Genomic DNA, 20,317 nt, shown 5'->3' on the forward strand with positions numbered 1-20,317 from the left:
CCAGTCTGCAACGGGACAGTTCGCTTTTTACACGGTTTTCATCAACTTCTGGCTTAAAATAACATCTCCCTTCTGTTCCAATCTATGCTATTATAATTTCAAAAGAATTTCCTGCGCCGTTTTTTTATATGAAGCGTTCGAAATAACCGGAGCGTGGCATAATAATGATATTCTCCTGTCTGCCCTGCATTCGGCCAAAATGGAGCGGACAGAAATGGGCAGGAAAAGACAGGCAACTTAATCTGCCATCATGTATAATAGGTGGAACTTTAAGCAGGAACGTGCGTTGCACGAAAGAAAGGACTGACGGTATGGAATGGCTGGAAGCAATGAAGGAAGCTGTAAATTATATGGAAGCTCATCTGATGGAAAATATTACAGCAGAGGATATAGCCGCTCATATAAACCTGTCCCCCTTTTATTTCCAGAAGGGCTTTAAAATCATAACCGGAATGACTATCGGCGCTTATCTTCGCAGCAGACGGCTGTATCTTGCCGCGCTGGATGTGCTGGCCGGAAATGACAGGATCATTGATCTGGCTTACAAATACGGTTATGAAACTCCTGAAAGCTTCACAAAAGCCTTCAGCCGTTTTCATGGGGCGGCTCCCATGCAGCTGAAAAAAAATCCTGACAAACTTCAGGTTTTTCAGCCGCTTCATATAAAAATCACGGTGGAAGGCGGAAGTAATCTGAATTATACAGTGGAAAAAATGGAGCCGCTGCCGGTAATCGGTCTGGAGCGGATCTTCTCCTTCGACAGCGCATATGATGAAATACCGTCCTTCTGGAACAGCTTCAAGCAGAAATACTGCAATAAAAATGCGCCGGCCCAGGTCAGGGACTGCTGTATCGGAAAGTACGGCATCTGTATCGAAATCCCTGGTAACAGCAGGGAGTTCCGTTATATTATCGCGGGCGATTACAGGGGAGGGGAGCTTCCGGAGGGTATGACACAAGCCCTGCTGCCGGGCTGCACTATAGCAAAATTCCGGTGTACAGGGCCGATGCCCGGCTCACTTCAGGCGGTGAATTCGCGTATTTTTAATGAATGGCTGCCGGGGAACTCCTGGTATGAGTTTGCGAGCGGTTTTAATGTGGAAATGTACACAATGGGAGATACCCATTCTTATGATTACAGCAGTGAAATATGGATTCCTATCAGGGAAAAGAAGAAATAAATGTTCCGGTATGACAGAAAGGGAGTCTGCCTGCACTGCATTGAACTCAGCTTAACCTGTAATGCTGACACGCTCCCTGTTTTTTTATATTCAGTTGTTCTTCCACCGTTTCAGGACGGGGAACCACTGCTGCATCATACTGCGTGCATCCTCTTCCTTCAATTCGGGATTTGATTCCAGCATGGGAGGGATGCAGCCTTCAATCATTTCATCCATCGTACATTCCGATGTAAATGCACCGTCCGCATAGCAATAGGAGCAATAGTCTGTACTCTTGCTGCCGTCTGCCTCCGTTCCGTATAATTCATCGGTATCCCCCATAGGCATTCCGCAGCTCTGGCAAAATCTTTCTTCCATATCTGACTCCTTTCGTCTTTTGATGTATTCATCCTAACACACATAATATGACAACAGTATGTCAGATTAAAAAGGCGGATAAAAAATTTTCACCTCCGGCTTTCTTATTTCAATAGACCTATGTCTTTATCTATTTCCACAGTCCTCTCGTTTCCACATAGCTTCTGATTATTTCCTTCGCCCTGCCCCAGTCATTTATCAGATCGGTCACGGTCAGGCTCCATATCGGCAGCCTGCGCAGTATGGCAAGCTTCCTCCTTTGCGTTCCTCCAGACAGGCAATTCTTGACGGCTGCTTAGGAGCATGATAAGCTGAAAATATATTGGAATTTATATCAGATTTTCCGGGAGGAGCATAAATGAGGTGCCATTTTTTGTATAGTGATAATCGCTTGAAATAGCTGACTGGAAGACAACAGCAAAAGGGGAAAGCCTGTTTATACAAGCAGGTTTTATTTTTATACAAATAAGGAGGCACAAATGAATACGCTAGAAGTACTTCGGGTAACAAAAGATTGCAATGACTGGGACAAGCTTATCTGCTTTGCAGAAAATTGTAGCTGGGAAGCCGCCGGCGTCCATCTTGCCGAGATGATGAAGAAAGACCTTTTTATCGATTGGGAAAGTGTATTCTGCGCAAAACAGAATGGTCAAATTATAGGCTTCTGCACATTTCTGAAAACAGATTATTATCCCGAAAACAGATACTCACCATGGATAAGCTCAATGTTTGTCGATGAAGATTTCAGAGGGAACCGGATCAGCCGGCAGCTAATTGAATGTGCGGCAGGCTATGCAAAAGAAGTGGGCTTTACCAGAGTGTATATACCCTCAGGCATCACTGGTTTATATGAGAAATACGGTTTTCAAAAAATTGATGTTCTGATAAATTATGGCGGTGATACTGATAATATTTTTATGAGAAATTGTTAGAAGCAATGCATAGGGTATTTATTCAGTTTATCATTCCATTGGATTTTTTTATTATAAACTAAAGCAGCTGTGAACCCATCCACATTGCAGACGTTTTAGTAAAACTACTATATAATCAGGGAGAGTGAAAGCCTCATGTGTTTTCACTCTCTTTTTACAGTTCGCCTGCAGTCCGTTACTGCCGTTTTCTGTTTATTGGTATCCACACCTCAAAACTGGAATTCTGCATATCCGGAGTCAGATATACCTCGATATCAGGGCCGTCTGCATATTCATAGCCGGAAGCGGGCAGCCATTCCGTCACAATTCTCTGTTCAAGCTGCTGGATCGCCTGCGGGCAGGAACCTGTGCCGGTAAAAACAGCCCAGGTATATGCTTCCACCAGATACTCCTCCCACCCTTCCGGTAAAGGAAGAGTGCTGGATACACAGATAAGATACTTCCACTCTTCTTCGTCATTACAGGCGCTCACTCCCAAAATGCCTTTGGGTTCACCATCCATCATCCCGGCCAGTTTAAAAAGGCTGCCGTCCGATCCCGCCTGCTGCCATAGCTGTGGGACAACGGCAAAATTCTTTTCCACTTCAGCCTGCAGTGGGCTGCATACACCGATAACCCGGAAGGCCTTCTTTTCTTCTATCCGGTAATCCAGTCCGACCGCTCCTTTTATCGTTATGGTAAAGCTGATCGGCGGATAGGCCTTTACAGAGACATTACCTTTTTTCACCAGAGACGGCGCTACACCGTGTACTCCCTGGAAAGCACGGTTGAAGGCTGTAGGAGAAGCATAGCCGTATTTTAAGGCGATATCCACAATCTTCTCATCTGAACTCTGCAAATCCTCAGCAGCCAGAGACATCCTCCTGCGGCGGATATATTCGGAAAGGGGCACATTTGCCATATAGGCAAACATCCTCTGAAAATGATAGGCGGAACAACATGCAATACGCGCCGCCTTTTCGTAGGAAATTTCTTCCGTCATATGCTCTTCCAGGTATTCCATGGCCTTATTCAGCCGTTCAATCCAATCCATGTGCGCTCCTTTAGTTATATCGATATATAGTATTTGCCACAATTTATTTTATCGGTTCTTTGCACTGCCCTCCTCTCTTTTTCCATATAGAAACGGAGAGCTTTTTGTAACAGTGCACCGGACTCATTTATTATAACCTGCATCATGGATTCTGCACAGCCGGAAAATATTACCCTGAAAACCTTTCGGAGCAGGGCGCCAGAGCGCTATTCTTCTATGACTAAGTTCTCCTCCACAAGTTTTTCCAGCTCCTCCACCAGCTTCCTCCACACTTCATAGCAGGCTTCTATCGTTTCCGGTTCTGCGGAAAATTTTATCGCCTTTCTTATCCTTTCATAGCAGTTTTCCGGCTTTATCCGGAAAGAGGCAATGTACTGCTCCGTCCGCTTCCAGCTGGGAAAATAGGTACGGTTCAGCGCATACAACGTCTGCATGTAATGATCCAGCGATGCCTGAAACACACGATGGTTAAATATAACATCGCCTCGCAGAATTGCTCTGTCGATGCTTTCTCCATCCCAGATTGCGGGAAAATGGTTCTTAATAATTTTCTGCCGAAGCTGTCCGGGATATTCTTTCAGGCTCTCCTGCATTTCCTTCATTATTCCGTTCCTGTCATATAAAATATGGATGCTGCGCATCGTAGCAAGCCGCCCCAACGGATAAAATTCTCCTTCCGGCTCCAGCCTTTGTCCGCTGGCGACAGTTTCCAGGTACTCCTTCATGCTATCCACTGTGAAATACATAAACATGGTTTCCACGCCGTCTACCAGAAGAATATCTCCGGTCCCCCAGTGAACATCTTCCCTGCATACCTCCATGTTGCATTCCGTATAAAGCTGCCTCTGACCGGCATAGCAGCTTTGTCTCTCTTCATAATCAGGAATTACTCCGCAAAGAACGAACAGGTCAAAATCCCCTTGCCCAGGAACCGGAATTTCTGTCATATTCCCTGTCTGTCCTATCGCTTCCACCCTTTTCATCGTACTTACTGCATTTACCAGTAAATCCTTTTTCTCTGTCAATTTCACTTTTTCCGCCTCCTCCGGCTGTCATTCTTCTTTTCCTGTACAGCACAGCTCTTATCTATACAGCGCCGACCAGATCTGTTCCTCTCTTTTACAAATAAACCAGAACAGTTCAAGCGCATTTTCCCTGAAATGTTTCATTTCCAGTTCATTAAAATAGGCGGCAAACAACAGCTCAATATTTTCCATTACATACGGAACCGCCTGCTTTTCCGCTGCGGTCAGGGGAATACGGCTTTCATATCCGGCTGTCGTTCTGCTGATTACATCATACCATTGTATCTCCTCCATACCATTTCCTACTTGGGCGGCAAGCAGTCCTGCCAGAAAATAGCACAGGTCAAAAACGCGGATATTTCTCTGGCTCAGATCAAAATCAATATACCCGGAAAACGTCCCTTGATCGAACAGGAAATTGCCCAGATGCACATCTCTGTGAATCAGCTGCCTGGGAAGCTCCTCATAGTGTTCCGCCAGTTTTTGTACCGCTTTGCAGAAGTTTTTTTCATCCATCCAATGTTCCCGGTACAGGCTTTCCTTTACCCAGCCGTTCATGTCCTCCAGCAGGCTGCAGTCAGGGAAGCTGATTGTTTCGTTTGCAGGCTCAGACTGCGTATACAGGATTTCCTCACATTTACTGAAGGCCTGATGCAGGCTGCCCAAAACCTCCCCCATTTTCTCAGCCATTCCATCCGCTGTAATATCCGCAGCATTGTTGCCGGGCAGCTTTCTGGACAGCATATAATACCTGCTGCCCTCAGCTGCATAGATTTCCCCTCTGCGCGTTTGAATAATCTCTGCTGCGGGAATACCCATCCGGCAGAGCAGCACCTGCATGCGGCCGTTTTTTTTCAGCTGCACCAAATTATCGTATGCCTTCAGTACATATTCATCCGATATGGCCCAGGCTGTTGAATAAATCTGCTTTGCTGTTCCCAACACGTCCCAGTTTGTCAGCACTGACTGTATTTCATTTTGCATTTTATCCCGTATCTCATCCCGCTTATCACCCTGCATCTTATCCTGAACCTCATCACGCTTATCATCACACATCTTATCCTGCATCTCATCACGCTTATCATCACACATCCTATCCTGCACTTACTCCCGCTTATTATTCCACATCGTATTTTACTTCACTTTTTCCGTCTGCTGCAGCAGCAAGCCATTCCATTCTCATTCCTCAAGCTGTTCTATTTTGCAGCCTTACCGTTAATCTACCACATCCGGCAGTATTATTTGTGCTCATCTTTTTTTATTCAGAAAGCATAAGGACGGGAAGTTTCATATATCGCCTTCGGGAAGAGCTGATTGTCAGGATTTTTTTACCGAAATTTATTTTTCGGTATTTATTTTCCGGAATATATTTTATGGAATTTATTTTTCTTTCAGGCGAATGGGAATGCAGATATCCATCTGTACCTTTCCTCCGAAATACCAGCCATGATCTCTGTGGTCATAGTACTCAAAATCATAGCGTGTATCGTCAAATTCGAACTCAGAGCCAGGCAGCCAGTCCGTGAGGATTTCATGCCAGGTATCCTGAATCGCAACCAGGTAATCCTCCGCAGGCGGCGTGGAAAAGACAGCATACAGTCCTCCCTGGATGTCCACTCTTGTCATATCCGGTTCCATTTTTTCATAATCGGCGGGATTATCAATACCTCTTCCTAACAGGTATGTAAATTCCCCGTTTTCCGTATCAATGTCATAGCACATGCTGATCTCAAAATGTTTAGACGCCGTGAAGGTATCATGCAGCTTGGTAAGCAGCGCGGCGCTGTCCATTTTCAGACTGTCCCAGTAGGCCGGGATATCGGCAGTCCTCTTAACATTGGATTTTCTTTGTCTCTGCGGATAACCAATGACAGAAAACGGCGTAAATTCATAAATATGTGGATTCATTTTCTTTTCTCCTTTTTCCTCTCCGGATAAAAAATATTCCTGATCCTTTTCACAGGGCGGCGTAATGCCGGCGCGCAGGAAGCAGAAGGACGGCGGATAACCAAAACATCTTTTGAATGCTTTTGTAAATCCGGCATGTGTCTCAAAACCATATTCCACTGCGGCATCCACCGCTTTCTTTCCCTGTGACAAATCGTAGCGGGCATATTGCAGTCTCCGCCTGGTAACATAACTCATAGCCGGCATACCGGCCGTTTTCGTAAAGATACGGCTGAAATGAAACGGCGAATATCCCGCTTCCTCCGCCAATATCGATACGGACAGTTCTTCGCGTATATTTTCATCAATATACCGCAGAATATGCTGCAGCATCTCTTTGTTTTCCAAGTTCCTGCTCCTTTCCGTACGGTAAGTTAAGTATAGCAGGCCGTTCTGTTTTCAGCTGTTCCGTTCTTGCTCTGTTTTCTTTCCAGGAAAAATACTTCTCCGTCCAGACAGGAGCACCTTATTTGATATATAACATATTTTTCAAAAGAAGTAATATATTGTTACAAACCAGGCGACTGTATTTTAGCAGTAGCTGAGAGGGTACTGAACAGTTGCCAAACCAGGGAAAAGGATATTTTTATGGTAATCACACCAGGAATTCAGGACTTGCCTTATACCATTGTAAACGGGAGAAAATTTTTTGAACTGACAGCAGAGGAAATTTTGTGGGAGCTTGTGGATGGCATTGTCATCCGGGCGTGGGGCTATAACGGTTCCACCCCCGGCCCTACGATTCATGTTTTTCCAGGAGATAAAGTGACCATACGCGTTACCAATCATCTGCCGCACCGCACCAGCGTCCACTGGCACGGCCTGGAGGTTCCCAACCTCATGGACGGGGTGCCTCCGCTGGAACCTTCCCCCTATATTTATCCGGGGGAATATTTTGATTACTCCTTTACTATCTGTAATCCTCCGGGCACTTATATGTATCATTCTCATGTAGAGGTTCCCATCCAGGATAATGCGGGGCTGTTTGGCGGCCTGATTGTGGAAAATCCGTGCCGGACGTTTGACGCTCCCGATAAAGACTATCTGTGCATTCTTCAGGAATGGGCAGTCAACGTTCTGCCCTGGGGCGATCTCACACCAGGTACATATCCGCTGAATTTCGTGAAGCCGATGTTCAATTTTTTTACCATCAACGGAAAAAGCTATCCCCAGACACTGCCTTTACAGGTGAACTGCGGTGACAAGGTAAAGATACGTTTCGGAAACATCCAGATGCATCACCACCCTATTCATCTGCATGGCCATCAGTTCAGAGTTACCGGCGCAGACGGCTTTCCCATCCAGCCGGGAGCTCAGATATGCAAAAATACAATTCTTGTCGCCTCGGGCGAAACCTGGGATGTGGAATTCATCGCCGACAATCCGGGCGTATGGCCTATGCACTGCCATATGCCACACCACGTGACCAACAACGGAGTTCCCACTCTGGGCGGAATGTTTACCACGGTAAATTATACGGATACAAATCCAAACGTGCCGGAAACACACGACGACTAAATTCCCGGAAGCAGGGAGCTCATACATGGCGGTTCCCATTGAAATTCGCTTCATAAATGTGCAGAAGCAGTTGAACCTGGCTGGCGGAGCTTACTCACTTAACAGGCCGCACCGGTTCAACCACTGCCTGAAAACCTTAAGCTGATAATCAAAATAATCATCCTGATACCAGCAGCACCCCGCATTTTTCTCCATTACTTCTGCATGCAGCCCAATCATCCACAGCTCTCTCAGGGCTGCAAATGCGGGGATGGTCTCTTTTTCTTCCCTGCTGAGGGCCCTTACAGTTTCATAGCCCTCCAAATATTTTTTCCATGTATTTCCTTCCATAAACTTTTCATTCTGAAAGCTCTCATCCCACGCATAAACACAGATGTCATATGCCCTCCATCCATAGCCCATACAATCAAAATCGAAGATCGTAGGATCAACTCCTTCGAAAAATACATTACCGCTGTGGAGATCTCCATGACAGAAACCATATTCCGGTGAAGCTTCCGAAAGTCTGTCCTTGATAAAAATCTTCAGCTTTGCCGCGCCTTCCTTCAGGCATCTGTAATCGGCCGGACGATTTTCCAGATAGGGCCGGATACCGGCCAGGGGTTTTTCCGTGAGCTGCCTCATATCAATAGGTTCCCTGGAAACACGGAAGTTCTCCTCATCTGCAGTCCGGTGCAGCATTGCCAGCATTCGTCCCAAATGAAAAGCACAGCTTTCGTTATCTTCGGACGGCTGCTTCGGAGCTTCCGTAAACAATGCTGCGTATCTGATGCCCTCCGGTGCCGCAAGTTCCCATACAAAAGGATTGTCAGAACCGGCAGCATGCGCCATTTTTACCGGTACTGCGGCCCGGATCCCCCTTTCTGCCAGCGTCTTTATTATATTCATTTCTTCCAGATAATCTATTCTCTGATGAATCCCCGCCAGGGAAATACGCAGGTAATAATTTGCATTTTCTGCTCTTATCAGATAAATGTCATTCATGCCAAAATCATAGAACCGGCAGTTGAGAGGCTGTTCCAGCTCATAGCGCTGCAAAAGTTCTTTTTTGATATCCTCCGCGTTGAACTGGGAATATCTGACACGAGGTGCCAGTTTCATTTCCAGGTGTTTTCTTACCACATCCCAGTCAGGACTCCATTCCTTTAAAATAAAGCTTTGGCAGCCTAATTCAAGATGCAGTTCATTGTCATCCCACCGATCCCCGATTCCGGCCCGGAATACAAAACGTTTTTTCAGTTCTTTGACAATATCCAGCCGCTCCTGCTGGCTGCTTCCCAAATAAACCTTTCCCTCCGGGAAACCGGCATCAAGCAGCCATTTATGTGTAGCATCTGTATAAATATCCGGTCTGGCTCCTATATAAACCAGCTCATATACTTCAGCAAGTTCATTCAGACACTCCACACTGCCTTGCGTAGGTTTGTCTTTGGCCAGGTTTTCCTCCGAGAAAAATTTTTCCGTCCCCATAGCTGGTATTCTGTGCCTCATATCGCATATGGTTCCATCAATAAAAATCAATACAGCCTCCATCCCAATCCCCCTCCAAGCGTAATAAATAATTCATGCAGCTAAATTTTCATAAGAAATCGATACGCTTCAGTATTTTTCTTCATCCGGCAAATCACTCTCATATTCCTTAATCAGTTCCATGATATGCCCCATATTCCCTCTGCCCGCAAACTGTGTCACATCAAAGAAATCTGAAGAAATATCTATCCAAAGCAGCTCGTTTTCCTCTCCTCTGACGGTAAAATCCTTATTCAGCCGGCCGAAATAGACCTCCAGCCAGTTATCAAACACCAGATAGTTAAAGTCCATCAGATGCGTCAGCTCTATATCCGCGTCAGTAATGCCGGTTTCTTCCCACAGTTCCCTGTAGGCTGCCGTCAGGCCGTCCTCTTCCTTTTCAATCTTGCCGCCGACAAAATTCAGCAGGCCTTTATAAGGATTTTTCCTTCTTCTGCATACAAGGACCTTTTCCTTCTCTTTATCAAAAACGGCTATAATATTGGCTTTCATCCTCTGTCCCCCTGTGTCCGTATTTAAAGCGGCTTTTTTATCTATTGTACTTCCGGACACATGCTTCGTAAAGGATAAACCGGTTATTTTTCAGTCTTCCTTTCTTCTGGTCCGCCCGCTTCGTCTGCCAGTTCTTCCGGGCTGATATGAGAAAAATATTCCTTCATGGCCGCTTCCATAAACTCGGAAGCCCCTGCCCCATAAAGCGCATCATTTTCTTCCTTAATTCCATGTCCCGTATAAAATCCGCTTTCAACAAGCTTCTTCCAGCCCTGTTTATTCACCCGTCCCTGCGTATGCTCCATCAGCTCCCTGACAATGGCCTGTACCTCTTCGGATCTTGCATCCCGGGTTAAATCCCCGGTAAGCTTCCTGTAAAGCGCATTGGTTTTCTGTGTCCAGGCATCGTTTATGATATCCGGGATTTTATTCAGCCCTTCCTCAATCACCCTGGTATAATTTTCAGTGCTGCCATAATATTTGACGGCAAGCTCACCCACCCTCTGTTCATCCGCTTTTACCTTATTTATTAGCCTTTCATAGTTTTCCACACTTCCCCATACCCTGATTACTTCCTCTTCATTTTGCTGCTTAAAATTCTCCATCAATTCGAAATATTCGGTCAAATCAAATGCGTCAAAGCTCATGCAGTCTTCCCCCTTTTCCAGCTTATCCAACAGCTTCAACAGCCTGGTCAGCCTGTCCCTCTTTGCCCGGATCATTTTTTTCTGTTTCCGAAATACCTCCTGCTTGTCATACTCCGGATTTTCCATAATTTCTTTGATTTCCTTCAGCCGGAAATCCAGTTCCCTGAAAAACAGAATCTGTTGCAGCCGTTCAAGGGCGGCTTCATCATACATCCGGTAGCCTGCATCGGTAACAGCCGCCGGCTTCAGTAAATCAATTTCATCGTAATACTGCAAGGTTCTGACACTCACCCCTGTCAGCTGGGCCACCTGGCTTATTGTTTTCATTTGAATCCCTCCTGAATACCGTAATCCTGCCCGGGCATCCGTCTGCATTCAGAATGCCTCATAAGTGATACGGCTTATGCATATATCTATCCTACATCATCACGCTGCGTGAGAGTCAAGGTTTTTCGCATGAATACTTTTCCAGGAGGTTCCCGTTCAACCTGTGACCAAACTGTAACTGCCCCCAACCATTCAAAATTCATGCACAATGGGCCGGATGCGCGCTAACGCTATGTATTCCGCCGAATACCGGCGCCTATGCCGTCCGCCTCCTTTTATACGCTGCAAAATGCTCCAAATCCGAAATCATTTTATGCAGCTGTTCCATGATTTCCCCGCATACTCCGCCGCCAGTATCGAAGCTTTCCACATACTTTTCCAGCCATTCCTCACAGGTGCGGTCATCAATTTCATTCCGGTAGGCATAGGCAACCACCCCTACCAGCGCCGGCAGGTTACTCTGTTCAAAAAGCCGGGAGTTATTGTTTACATTCAGCGTCCAGTCACTCAAGGCCGCCAGATACAGCAGGGTATCGTCCATTTCTTCTTCTCCCGGGGCGCCTGCGCTCAGAATTTTCTGAACCTCCCTGTCGGAGAAGCCCTTTTTCCCTGAAACCACCATGAGCGACTGGATCGCAAGCTTTACCTGTTCCTTTTCCGGCTGCACTCTGATTACCTTCACGATATCGCTTTGGTTGAATTCCCCGATAAAGCTTTGCAGCCTTGCGTTCTTCACCACGAACTTCTCCACAGTCTCCTCCCGTGTGATATGCAAAAATTCATCCATCAGCGATTCCAGCAGATTCATTTTCTGATGTACGATATTTTTATCCTTTGTTGATTTTTCGTTCAGGTCATCGAAGGAAACGCCGCCCACCTTCCTGCCATGCAGCCTGTCTTTGAACTCCTTCATAAACCGGATAAAGCATTCATCCTCCATTCCCGCCCTGGTAAAACGTCGGAACAGGCCGAACCACAGGAAGGAATCCCTGGAATTGAACATTTCCGCTGTTTCCTGCGTTATTACCTCATCCAGCCTGTCTATATATTCCTCAAAAATGTTGAAGTGGATCACTTTTGCATTTTCCTTTAAATATGTGCAGATATCCTCATTTTTCTTCTTCCAGTCCCCGGGAAAATTAATTGCCATCACACTTTCCGTGATCACCCTGTCCATTGTGCCGTTTGTAAACTCCGAAATCCTGTAATTTCCCTTATCCCTGAAAAACGGTTTCCCGGCTATGGCCTTTGCGATCCTTGCATACTGCTCTCCCAGGTGCGTAATCCCCTTCTGCGCCACCGACATGGGCTTGGATGCGTTATATCTCCTGATATGGTATTCAATATCCTCATTGCTGCAATTTAAATACTGCGTCACCTCAAAGTTGTATTCATTAAAATTCTGCTGTAATTTTTCCGGCAGATCCGCATAGCATTTGCCCCGGATATCGCATTCCTTCACTTCATAGCGGGGCAGCCCGTTATCATCAAAAATGATGTTACCCTCCTGATCCCTTGCGGCCGTCTGATATTTAATCTGATATCTTTCCACATTTTTACTGATTCGGAAGCCGTTCCTCCGGAAGCTTTCCACATTGGAGCAGCGCTGTTTCCCGTCAATCGCCCAGATGATGACCACCCCGTCAATCACCTGCTCCGCAAAAACCAGGGGCGGTATGGGATTATCCTGTAAAATATCGGAAATCAGATTTCCTTTCATTACGTTGCTCCACTGTTCGGATTCCCTTTGCAAAGGATGATCCAGGCGGATTGAGTAATCATACATTCTCTGGATGATGGCATACACCTGGTAATTTTTCGGTTTGCTTTTCTCGGCTGTCTGAGATATCACTTTATTCATTAATTTTCCCTCCCGCACGTTTGCCAGCTCAGGTTCCTTATGTCTGTGAAGGACCCGGCTCCTGTCAAAATTCTTTATTTTCTTCATATTGCTGCTATAGGTATGTTCATTGATATGAAGCTGTTCCATAATGTCCGCCTTTGTCAGCCCGTCCAGCTTCATGCGCACGATTTTCTTCTGGACGCCGGACAGCTCTTCCAGGAACTGCCCTATCCATGTATTCTGTAAGTCCGGTTCCTTTTTTTCCAGTTCGGCCTCCATATTAAAATCCGATTCCAGCATATCGCCCAGCACGCTTTCTCCATCGCCAACAGGCGTATCCAGCGAAACGCACTGGGTATCCGTCTTTCTCTTTTCCCTGTTTCTCTTCGTAAATTCGGTCTTGATTCTGTTGAAAAGGCAGGCATATAAAAAACCCTCAAAGCTCTGTGTTCCGTCAAAACGCCGCAAGGCACCGGTGAACACTTCATTGGCCAGGGAGTAAAAATCATCATAATCCTTTTGCGATATACCGCTGAACCTGCGTAAAATCCTGTCTACCATACGCCGAAGCTTCCTTGCATTCTGCGTATAATACTCCTCTAATAAATTGTCATTGTCCATTTTTTACCTCCCGCATATCGCAGGCAGGCCTGCGATACCGCATTGATATGAGCGGTTCCTTCCATATGCATTAGGAAAGAACCGTTCTGTCCCTGTGGGACAGCTTCAAAAAAACCAGTTGGGAAATTCAGCAGAATCGCTTGACTATACAACATTTATTATGTAATAATGCAGATGTATAGCTTCTGCTGTACTTCATAAGCTTTTTTCCCATTGGGTAAGGCTTATGTAATAAGTGCTTAAGGCCAATCCGAGGTGCGCCAACACCGTTTGAGGATTGGTCTTTTTTTATTGCTTTGATAGCTCGAGTATACATCGAACATATGTTCTTGTCAATATTTGTTCGAACGTTTGTTCTGTTCTCTGTTTCTTATACGCCTTTATATTCTATATGATAATACATTCAGTGTCCCATTAACAGGACTCAGTAACTTCCTTTCCTTCTTTCCATAACTGTATCAGTTCAGTCTCCCTTGCTGTGAACCGCTCCTTTTATTTTCAAACGGAGAAATAAAGTATGTTCCCACTAAAAGTCACCCCACCGCCGTGAACGGCGGGATATTTGACTCTCGCGGCAGTCGTCAAACGGATGCACAAGTACATCCACTTGGCTCGTTACTCGCGGAAAATGCATTTTTCAAAAGGAGGTAAAAGCATGAGCGATATAAAATTACGGATATTAAAAGAACACATCCAGGCCGGAAGGACGGCATACCACCCGCCTTACAGGGACACCCACATTCCCACGCGGGAAGAATTCCACAGGGAATACACCGGCAGCATCCGGCTTTCTGATTTCAGCACGGAACGTCCCGCCGCCTACACCATTGATAAAATAGCCGGCGCGCACAGGCGTTTCCGGGAGCAGACCAGATAAATCCCGGCACGCACAACCCGTCAATTTTTTTCAGAAGGAGTGATTACCATTAACGAAACAGGAATTAAAATTCTCAATATTAAAGCAGGAACTCTGTACGGCTTCAATCTTGGCATCAGAGACAGATACGACTATACCACCGGCGTCCTGAACCACAGTCTGTTCCGCATTTTTCTGCAAAACCACGGCATGAAGCTGTATAAGGACAGGCTGACGAGGGATATTATCTGCCTGGATTTTGACTTCGGTTCCCGTTCCTATGAGGAAGAAATAAAGCATCTGGGCAGCCTGCTTGCCAGGGAAGCTGATGAGGAGGGCCGGGCAAAATTACGCCAAATCATCGAAAAGGTGAACCAGAACAAACATAAATACTGTAAAAAAAGTAAGGATGAGATACGGGAGCTTTTTTACAGGGACGGCGTATCCGTCACCTATACCTCCAGGGACAGGCAGGGAAATATTACAGGGGAGGAACGCATCCATTACAGGATGCTTTACCGGAACAGCGCAAAAGCCAAGCTGGGACAGGTCATGTTTATCAACGAAACGCTGTATGACGCCGCCTATGACTGGATGACCATGGGGCTTGGCGGGCGGATGCCCCTTGAAAATGCGAAAATCGTGGAGCTGTCCGCCTATTCCCCGCTCACGACAAGCACCATCCTGGACACATTTTCCATCCCGGTGGAGGATATCCTGATTTTAAAGGATCAGGACAGCTTTTTTACCACCATGGCCAATGTGGTGCGGGCAGAGGAATACGAAGGAACCCGGCGGGTCATCGATGAAGAAGGTACGGAAAAGGCCAGGCGGCGCGCGCTGGAAAAAGGGCTTTTGGATTTGCAGGGAAATCCCCTATACAATAAGGTATACAAAAAAATACCCGCCGTAAAAAAAAGATGCATTGTATCCCGCGAAGAGACAGAGGTTAAAAACACCATGTGGGACGGCATGGCCCTGATAGAGGACTCCTGTCTTCCCGCCTGGGTCAACGGCATGGCGCTTCTGCGCAATCACTTTTTTAAAGCATGCGGCTTCAGGGGCCGGATCCGGCAATTTATGCAGGACTGGTGCGAGGAAAAGGGCATCGACTATCAGACCTGGAAGATACAGGATATGTTCGGTGAGTGGCATCTTGCAAAGGATATAAAAATCATCACCACCGACAACGCGGTAAAATGGCTGAAATTCACGGACTTGATGGGCGCTTCCCCTCTGGACGCCTACCATTACTGGTGCAGCCGGGTCAATGCCGACGGTTCTCTCTTTGGCATCGTAAAAACGGATCACAAAAGCAAGCTGGGCGACGTACAGCAGTTAAGCTACCAGATGCTCAACACCCTGCCCTGCACCAGGGACGATGTTAAGGCTATCGCACAGTACAGCATGGAATACATAGAAAAGCTGAAAGCTGACGATGGAGAATTCGAAATTTTTCTCCGAAAAAATGCCAATGAGGTGAACCACTATGAAATGATGGCGGATTTATACCGCCGGAACCCGGCCTTTGCCAACAGCAAATGGTACCGTTACGAAAAGAGGCAGATTATCAGGGCCTACGTCAATAAAATAAGAAGCGGCAAGGTGATGGTCAACGGAGATAACCTTACCATTTGCAGCAATCCCTACGCGCTGCTTTTATATGCGGCAGGCGGCGACTGGAAGAAAGATCCAACGCTTATGCAGGAGACGGGCACGGTGCAGTGCTATACCGGCAGATTTGCAGACGGCGAATACCTCTGCGCCTTCCGTTCCCCCCATAATTCGCCGAACAACGTCTGCTACCTCCATAACCGCCGCAGTCCTGAAATGGAAAAATATTTCCCCTTCAGCGACAATATCATCGTCGTGAACTGCATCGGCACAGATATCCAGGACCGGGGAAACGGCCTGGACCATGACTCCGATTTTTTCTTCGTCACCAATCACCCCACCTTCGTAAAATACGCGGGAATCTGCTATGAGCAATACCCGACCATCGTAAACCGGCTGAAGGAAAGCGGCGTCACCTATCGCAATACGCCCCTGGAATACGCCCGGATGGACAACAAGTTCGCCCTATCCAGACGCGGCATCGGGGAATCCAGCAATTTGGCCCAGCTGGCCCTCACCTACCACTGGACCACGCCCGCTCCCGAGCTTTATGACAGCTTCGTGATCCTGTCTGTGCTGGCCCAGGTAATTATTGACGGCTGCAAGCGGGAATACGAGGTGGACGCCCTGTCTGAAATCGAACGCATCAGGGCCATGGAATGCATGAACCCCAGGGTTCATGAGGAGAAGAAGGATTTTCCGTTATTTATGAAATATGTAAAAACAATCCCCGCCGTCAAAAACGGCAAAGATATTCCTTATGAAGAAATCCGGGATAAAAAGATGAAAATCAATGACCGGATCAACCATAAGCTTGTCTGTCCCATGAACTGGCTTCAGGAATGCCTGGACAGAATCCAGGGCGCCAGCCAGGAAAACGCCCTCCCCACCAGACAGTTCGTCCTGCATCTGGAGGGAAAGGCAAATGACAGGCAGATCAGCAAAATCCAACAGCTGGTCAGCGCCTATGACAGCTTCATTAAAATGAACCACAACCGGTTTGAGGAGGAGGATTTCCTTGTGGAATTCGAAGAAACCACCAATGCCTTCCTTTCCTCCATGGGCAAAATAAAAATCGGCAATCCCAAAACCATCAACCGCCTGATTGAAATTGCCATGGATATTTCAGAGGAAAACAACAATCCCAACTGCAAAAGGAAATACGGGATCAAATACGGCAGGCGGATGCTGAATACGCTCTACCGGCAGAACAAAGAGGCATTTTTATCGAATTTTAAACCGGCGGATTAATTTTGCGGAACGGAAAATGGAAAAACCTGTATTTTAAAGCCTCCGGCCAGATAATTTAGCGTGTTTATTATGAGAGAGTAAGCAGATTCCTGCCTCTTTCAAACTGCGCAGAACAGATACGAAATGGCCATTTCTTTTGAAACCAATCTCTTATTGCCGGCTTTTAAGCTTACCATATAGTTTGGCCCACTCCCTTTCAAAGCCGTCCCTTATGTTCCCATCTTAGCCGGCCGCGGTGCTGTCCAAACGGCGCCGCGGCCGGCCCCTCTTCCTTTTCCGGAAAATTTATGAAGAAAGAAGGTTTTAACGATCCTCAAAATTACAAAACAGGAAAGAAACTATCTTGTTTCAAATGGTTTACGTCCGGGCCCGGATGGTGATATCCACCATACGGTTGCCCGCCACAGGCGCACCTATTATATGACGGAATCGGCGCAGGCTATGAGGCTGCATGAAAAATATTACCGTTCCCTCGTCATATCTTCCCACCAGAACTCTTCTCAGAAGGAGAAAATAACTTTATGAAAAAATCAATCCTGAACGATATCGGTTTATACAAAACAAGGCTGATATCCACCTTCATAAACTCTCCTGACATCTGCCGTCTTTTGCTTGAAAAGGATTCCTACACCCAGGACGAAGCGGACAGCCTCCTTTATACCCGGATTTTTCCTTACCTCCATATAAATACCCAGGCCGATATGAATGCCTGTCTTTGCTTTGAGGTGGATGTTCCGCAGATTCCCACAGGCATGATCAAGGATATGAAAATTATCGTATGGTCCTATTGCCGTCTGGAGCAGATGCAGTATGCGAAGGAGGATTATCTTGGAACAAAACCGGATATTCTCGCCGATATGGTCGAGCGGGAGCTGCGTGCCTCCAACCAGTTCGGCATCGGCCCGCTGCATCTGGAATCGGTAACAAATAATCTGCTGGAAAACCAGTTTTACGGCAGGCAGCTGGTATTTACCGTGCCTGACTTTAAAATGAAGGGATAAGAATTTTGACTCTCGACTATGCTCTTCTGATCAGCCCCTCCCCGCTCCAACTGAACCTGTGCAGCGTGCGCTCCCCCACTCTCAGGGAAATCGACGCGCTGCCCGATAAATTCAATACCTATCATATGTATCTGTCCATGCTGCTTCTCGATATTGACACCTATTACAAAAATATGGAGCTGCAGGGCGACAGCTATTTTGCCGGTTATACGGAAAAAGAAAAACAGCAGATTCTGAGCATACGGGCCGAATACGCCGGTCTTACGGAGGAACAGCGCGCCCTGACAGGCCGCCTGGATATTTTCGGCTTTGATAGGAAAATAGTGGTTCCGCTTACCCAGGCTCTCTCCTTTTTTCTGTGTGAAAAGATCATCTATTCACCGGAGGAGAATGAATTTCTTATCTTCGGCGCCGAGAGCGCCGATCCTGTCTGCACCATAAATTCCCGGCAGCTTTCCGAGCTGGAAAGCATCATACTGCAGTTAAACGCAGTATCCGTAAACACCATGGATGCCGCCGATGCCAAAAATAAGACGGCTGCCAAAATAATTGAAAAACTGAATAAGAGAAAGAAATCAAAAGAAAAAAGCGCGAAACCGGATCCCAAGCTGGAGCTTCCCAATATTATTTCAGCCATTTCGGCCTGCCACAGCTCCATCAACATACTGAACATATGGGATCTTACCGTTTACCAGGTTTACGACCTGTTCGCCCGGATGCAGCAGAACACCATTTTTGACGTGCTCAAAATGTCCGTTGCCGCATGGGGAAACAAGGACAACAAGGTTGATTTCACGCAGTGGTTTGAATGCATCAAACCGTAACTTCATTCGGTCCGCACCGCCGGACTGTTTCACCTATTAAATTATCAGGAGGTTTACTATGCCCAATATTAATAAAGCCAACAGACAGGTTTGTGATGTAGATATCCGTTCCCTCGACAGAAAGCCCGTACTCTTCTTTGAAACAGCCAATACAACCACGCAGGCGCTTACCGGCGAATCCGTATACGCCACGGCAAAGGGCGTGAAGAGGATTGCTTTTGCCAATCCGATCGAAGGAACCATTACCATTGAAGCGCAGGTATATCCGTTTGAGCTGTATTCACTGATTTCCGGCGGCGTTATCGAAACAGATGCCGCATATCCGGAAAAAGCTGTGGTGAAAGCAGATGCAGACGGCAGCCTGAAGGTTCCCGCCAACGCCATGGCAGGTTCTGTATTTGTATACAAAAATGGGGAATTTGCAGGCACAGAAATCGCTGGCACCTTTGCAGACGGCACCTTTACCGCCGCTGTGGAAGGCGACATTAAAACAGGCGAGGAATATGAGGTTGGTTATGTTGCCACAAAGGCAAGCGGCGTAAAACGCATCGCAATCAACAACAGCAAGCTTCCCAAGGCTTACTACATTACCATGGATACCGTGGAAAAGGACGAGAATGAGGTACTGACACCTTACAAGATGATTTTCTACAAGGCACAGCCTCAGAGAAACTTCTCTCTTTCCCAGTCTTCCGCCGGTGATCCTGCAAGCATCACCATGACCTTTGATCTGCTTGAGGACAAGGACGGCAACTTCGCGGAAATCGTTGAAATTTCTGATGAAGCGGAATAAAGAAATCTGCTTCTGCGGATAAAAAGCCGGTCATACAGCGGTTATCCGGGCAAAGGAGCGAAAGCCAGCTTCCGCCTTTTGCCTGTTTTACGAACGCAGGGCGGCGGAGTTTTTCAGCCCGCCGCCCTGTGTTTCCAGGAGTTCTAAGGAAAGGCATTATGGCCGGATGATTATGAATATTGTGAATTGGTAAAAGGGATATGGAAATCACAATATTTTGCGGTTTCTATATCCCTATTTTTTACGAAAAAGGAGATGTGTCAAAATTAAATACAGAAGCTTTGAAGATGTGAAGGAAGTCTATGGCGAATCCAATTTATGCAGAATCTGCAACATAAAACAGATTCTGACCTATGCGAAAATGAAGGTCCAGCCCGTCTGGATCGATGAAGGCTACGGCGGGCGGCTGATCGCCTATTATTTTATCCCGGAGACCAAGGCAGCCTGGAAATACTGGCTGGAAAACAAGCCGGTAAATGAAATGACTGAAAATAACGGCCCGTCTGCCCGAAAGAAGGCATAAAT

The 20,317-nt window shown here is 46.6% G+C and carries 18 protein-coding genes; 9 read left to right on the forward strand and 9 right to left on the reverse strand.

Features of this window, described 5'->3' with window-relative positions; translation table 11 throughout:
• Nucleotides 1–311: 311 nt before the first annotated feature.
• Entirely contained in the window at nucleotides 312–1,181 is an 870-nt protein-coding gene (locus HMPREF1548_RS16650) for an AraC family transcriptional regulator (RefSeq protein ID WP_021637530.1), read from the forward strand.
• 90 nt (nucleotides 1,182–1,271) lie between these two features.
• Here HMPREF1548_RS16650 and HMPREF1548_RS16655 read toward each other — a convergent pair whose 3' ends face one another.
• On the reverse strand, nucleotides 1,272–1,538 hold the full coding sequence (locus HMPREF1548_RS16655; protein WP_021637531.1) for a zinc ribbon domain-containing protein: 267 nt from the start codon (nucleotides 1,536–1,538) through the stop codon (nucleotides 1,272–1,274).
• Nucleotides 1,539–2,017: 479 nt separating this feature from the next.
• On the opposite strand from HMPREF1548_RS16655, the gene HMPREF1548_RS16660 reads away from it, so the two are divergent.
• A complete protein-coding gene (locus HMPREF1548_RS16660; RefSeq protein WP_021637533.1) occupies nucleotides 2,018–2,470 on the forward strand; it encodes a GNAT family N-acetyltransferase in 453 nt (150 codons plus the stop codon).
• Nucleotides 2,471–2,645: 175 nt separating this feature from the next.
• Here the strand turns inward: HMPREF1548_RS16660 and HMPREF1548_RS16665 are convergent, their stop codons facing one another.
• From HMPREF1548_RS16665 to HMPREF1548_RS16680, 4 genes are all read right to left on the reverse strand, one after another.
• Nucleotides 2,646–3,503: an AraC family transcriptional regulator gene (locus HMPREF1548_RS16665; RefSeq protein ID WP_021637534.1), complete on the reverse strand. Its 858-nt coding sequence runs from the start codon at nucleotides 3,501–3,503 to the stop codon at nucleotides 2,646–2,648.
• Nucleotides 3,504–3,709: 206 nt separating this feature from the next.
• Nucleotides 3,710–4,534: a DUF4037 domain-containing protein gene (locus HMPREF1548_RS16670; protein ID WP_021637536.1), complete on the reverse strand. Its 825-nt coding sequence runs from the start codon at nucleotides 4,532–4,534 to the stop codon at nucleotides 3,710–3,712.
• Nucleotides 4,535–4,585: 51 nt separating this feature from the next.
• The gene (locus HMPREF1548_RS16675; protein WP_021637537.1) at nucleotides 4,586–5,620 is read right to left on the reverse strand and encodes a phosphotransferase; all 1,035 of its coding nucleotides are present in this window, start codon (nucleotides 5,618–5,620) and stop codon (nucleotides 4,586–4,588) included.
• A gap of 288 nt (nucleotides 5,621–5,908) precedes the next feature.
• Nucleotides 5,909–6,823, reverse strand: a complete 915-nt coding sequence (locus HMPREF1548_RS16680) for an AraC family transcriptional regulator (protein ID WP_035322606.1) — start codon at nucleotides 6,821–6,823, stop codon at nucleotides 5,909–5,911.
• Nucleotides 6,824–7,063: 240 nt separating this feature from the next.
• Between HMPREF1548_RS16680 and HMPREF1548_RS16685 the strand changes: the two genes are divergently transcribed.
• Nucleotides 7,064–7,993: a multicopper oxidase domain-containing protein gene (locus HMPREF1548_RS16685; RefSeq protein ID WP_021637539.1), complete on the forward strand. Its 930-nt coding sequence runs from the start codon at nucleotides 7,064–7,066 to the stop codon at nucleotides 7,991–7,993.
• Between the two features lie 90 nt (nucleotides 7,994–8,083).
• On the opposite strand, the gene HMPREF1548_RS16690 is transcribed toward HMPREF1548_RS16685, so the two are convergent.
• The 4 genes from HMPREF1548_RS16690 to HMPREF1548_RS16705 form a co-directional block, all read right to left on the reverse strand.
• A complete protein-coding gene (locus HMPREF1548_RS16690) occupies nucleotides 8,084–9,526 on the reverse strand; it encodes a phosphotransferase (protein ID WP_021637540.1) in 1,443 nt (480 codons plus the stop codon).
• 66 nt (nucleotides 9,527–9,592) lie between these two features.
• Nucleotides 9,593–10,015 (reverse strand): NUDIX hydrolase, encoded by a 423-nt coding sequence (locus HMPREF1548_RS16695; RefSeq protein WP_025490999.1) that lies wholly within the window; start codon nucleotides 10,013–10,015, stop codon nucleotides 9,593–9,595.
• 83 nt (nucleotides 10,016–10,098) lie between these two features.
• A complete protein-coding gene (locus HMPREF1548_RS16700) occupies nucleotides 10,099–10,989 on the reverse strand; it encodes a MerR family transcriptional regulator (protein ID WP_051358423.1) in 891 nt (296 codons plus the stop codon).
• Nucleotides 10,990–11,245: 256 nt separating this feature from the next.
• A complete protein-coding gene (locus HMPREF1548_RS16705; RefSeq protein WP_021637543.1) occupies nucleotides 11,246–13,453 on the reverse strand; it encodes a sigma-70 family RNA polymerase sigma factor in 2,208 nt (735 codons plus the stop codon).
• Nucleotides 13,454–14,108: 655 nt separating this feature from the next.
• Between HMPREF1548_RS16705 and HMPREF1548_RS16710 the strand changes: the two genes are divergently transcribed.
• From HMPREF1548_RS16710 to HMPREF1548_RS16735, 6 genes are all read left to right on the forward strand, one after another.
• Nucleotides 14,109–14,330 (forward strand): hypothetical protein, encoded by a 222-nt coding sequence (locus HMPREF1548_RS16710; RefSeq protein ID WP_025490996.1) that lies wholly within the window; start codon nucleotides 14,109–14,111, stop codon nucleotides 14,328–14,330.
• Between the two features lie 39 nt (nucleotides 14,331–14,369).
• Nucleotides 14,370–17,174 (forward strand): hypothetical protein, encoded by a 2,805-nt coding sequence (locus HMPREF1548_RS16715; protein ID WP_021637546.1) that lies wholly within the window; start codon nucleotides 14,370–14,372, stop codon nucleotides 17,172–17,174.
• A gap of 521 nt (nucleotides 17,175–17,695) precedes the next feature.
• The gene (locus HMPREF1548_RS16720) at nucleotides 17,696–18,175 is read left to right on the forward strand and encodes a YomW family phage-derived protein (RefSeq protein WP_021637548.1); all 480 of its coding nucleotides are present in this window, start codon (nucleotides 17,696–17,698) and stop codon (nucleotides 18,173–18,175) included.
• 5 nt (nucleotides 18,176–18,180) lie between these two features.
• Nucleotides 18,181–18,999 (forward strand): hypothetical protein, encoded by an 819-nt coding sequence (locus HMPREF1548_RS16725; RefSeq protein ID WP_035322610.1) that lies wholly within the window; start codon nucleotides 18,181–18,183, stop codon nucleotides 18,997–18,999.
• Nucleotides 19,000–19,057: 58 nt separating this feature from the next.
• Nucleotides 19,058–19,792, forward strand: a complete 735-nt coding sequence (locus tag HMPREF1548_RS16730; RefSeq protein WP_021637550.1) for a YomU family phage tail tube protein — start codon at nucleotides 19,058–19,060, stop codon at nucleotides 19,790–19,792.
• A gap of 289 nt (nucleotides 19,793–20,081) precedes the next feature.
• Entirely contained in the window at nucleotides 20,082–20,315 is a 234-nt protein-coding gene (locus HMPREF1548_RS16735) for a hypothetical protein (protein ID WP_021637551.1), read from the forward strand.
• Nucleotides 20,316–20,317: the final 2 nt, after the last annotated feature.

This window comes from Clostridium sp. KLE 1755 (genome assembly GCF_000466465.2).
GTDB lineage: Bacteria > Bacillota > Clostridia > Lachnospirales > Lachnospiraceae > Eisenbergiella > Eisenbergiella porci.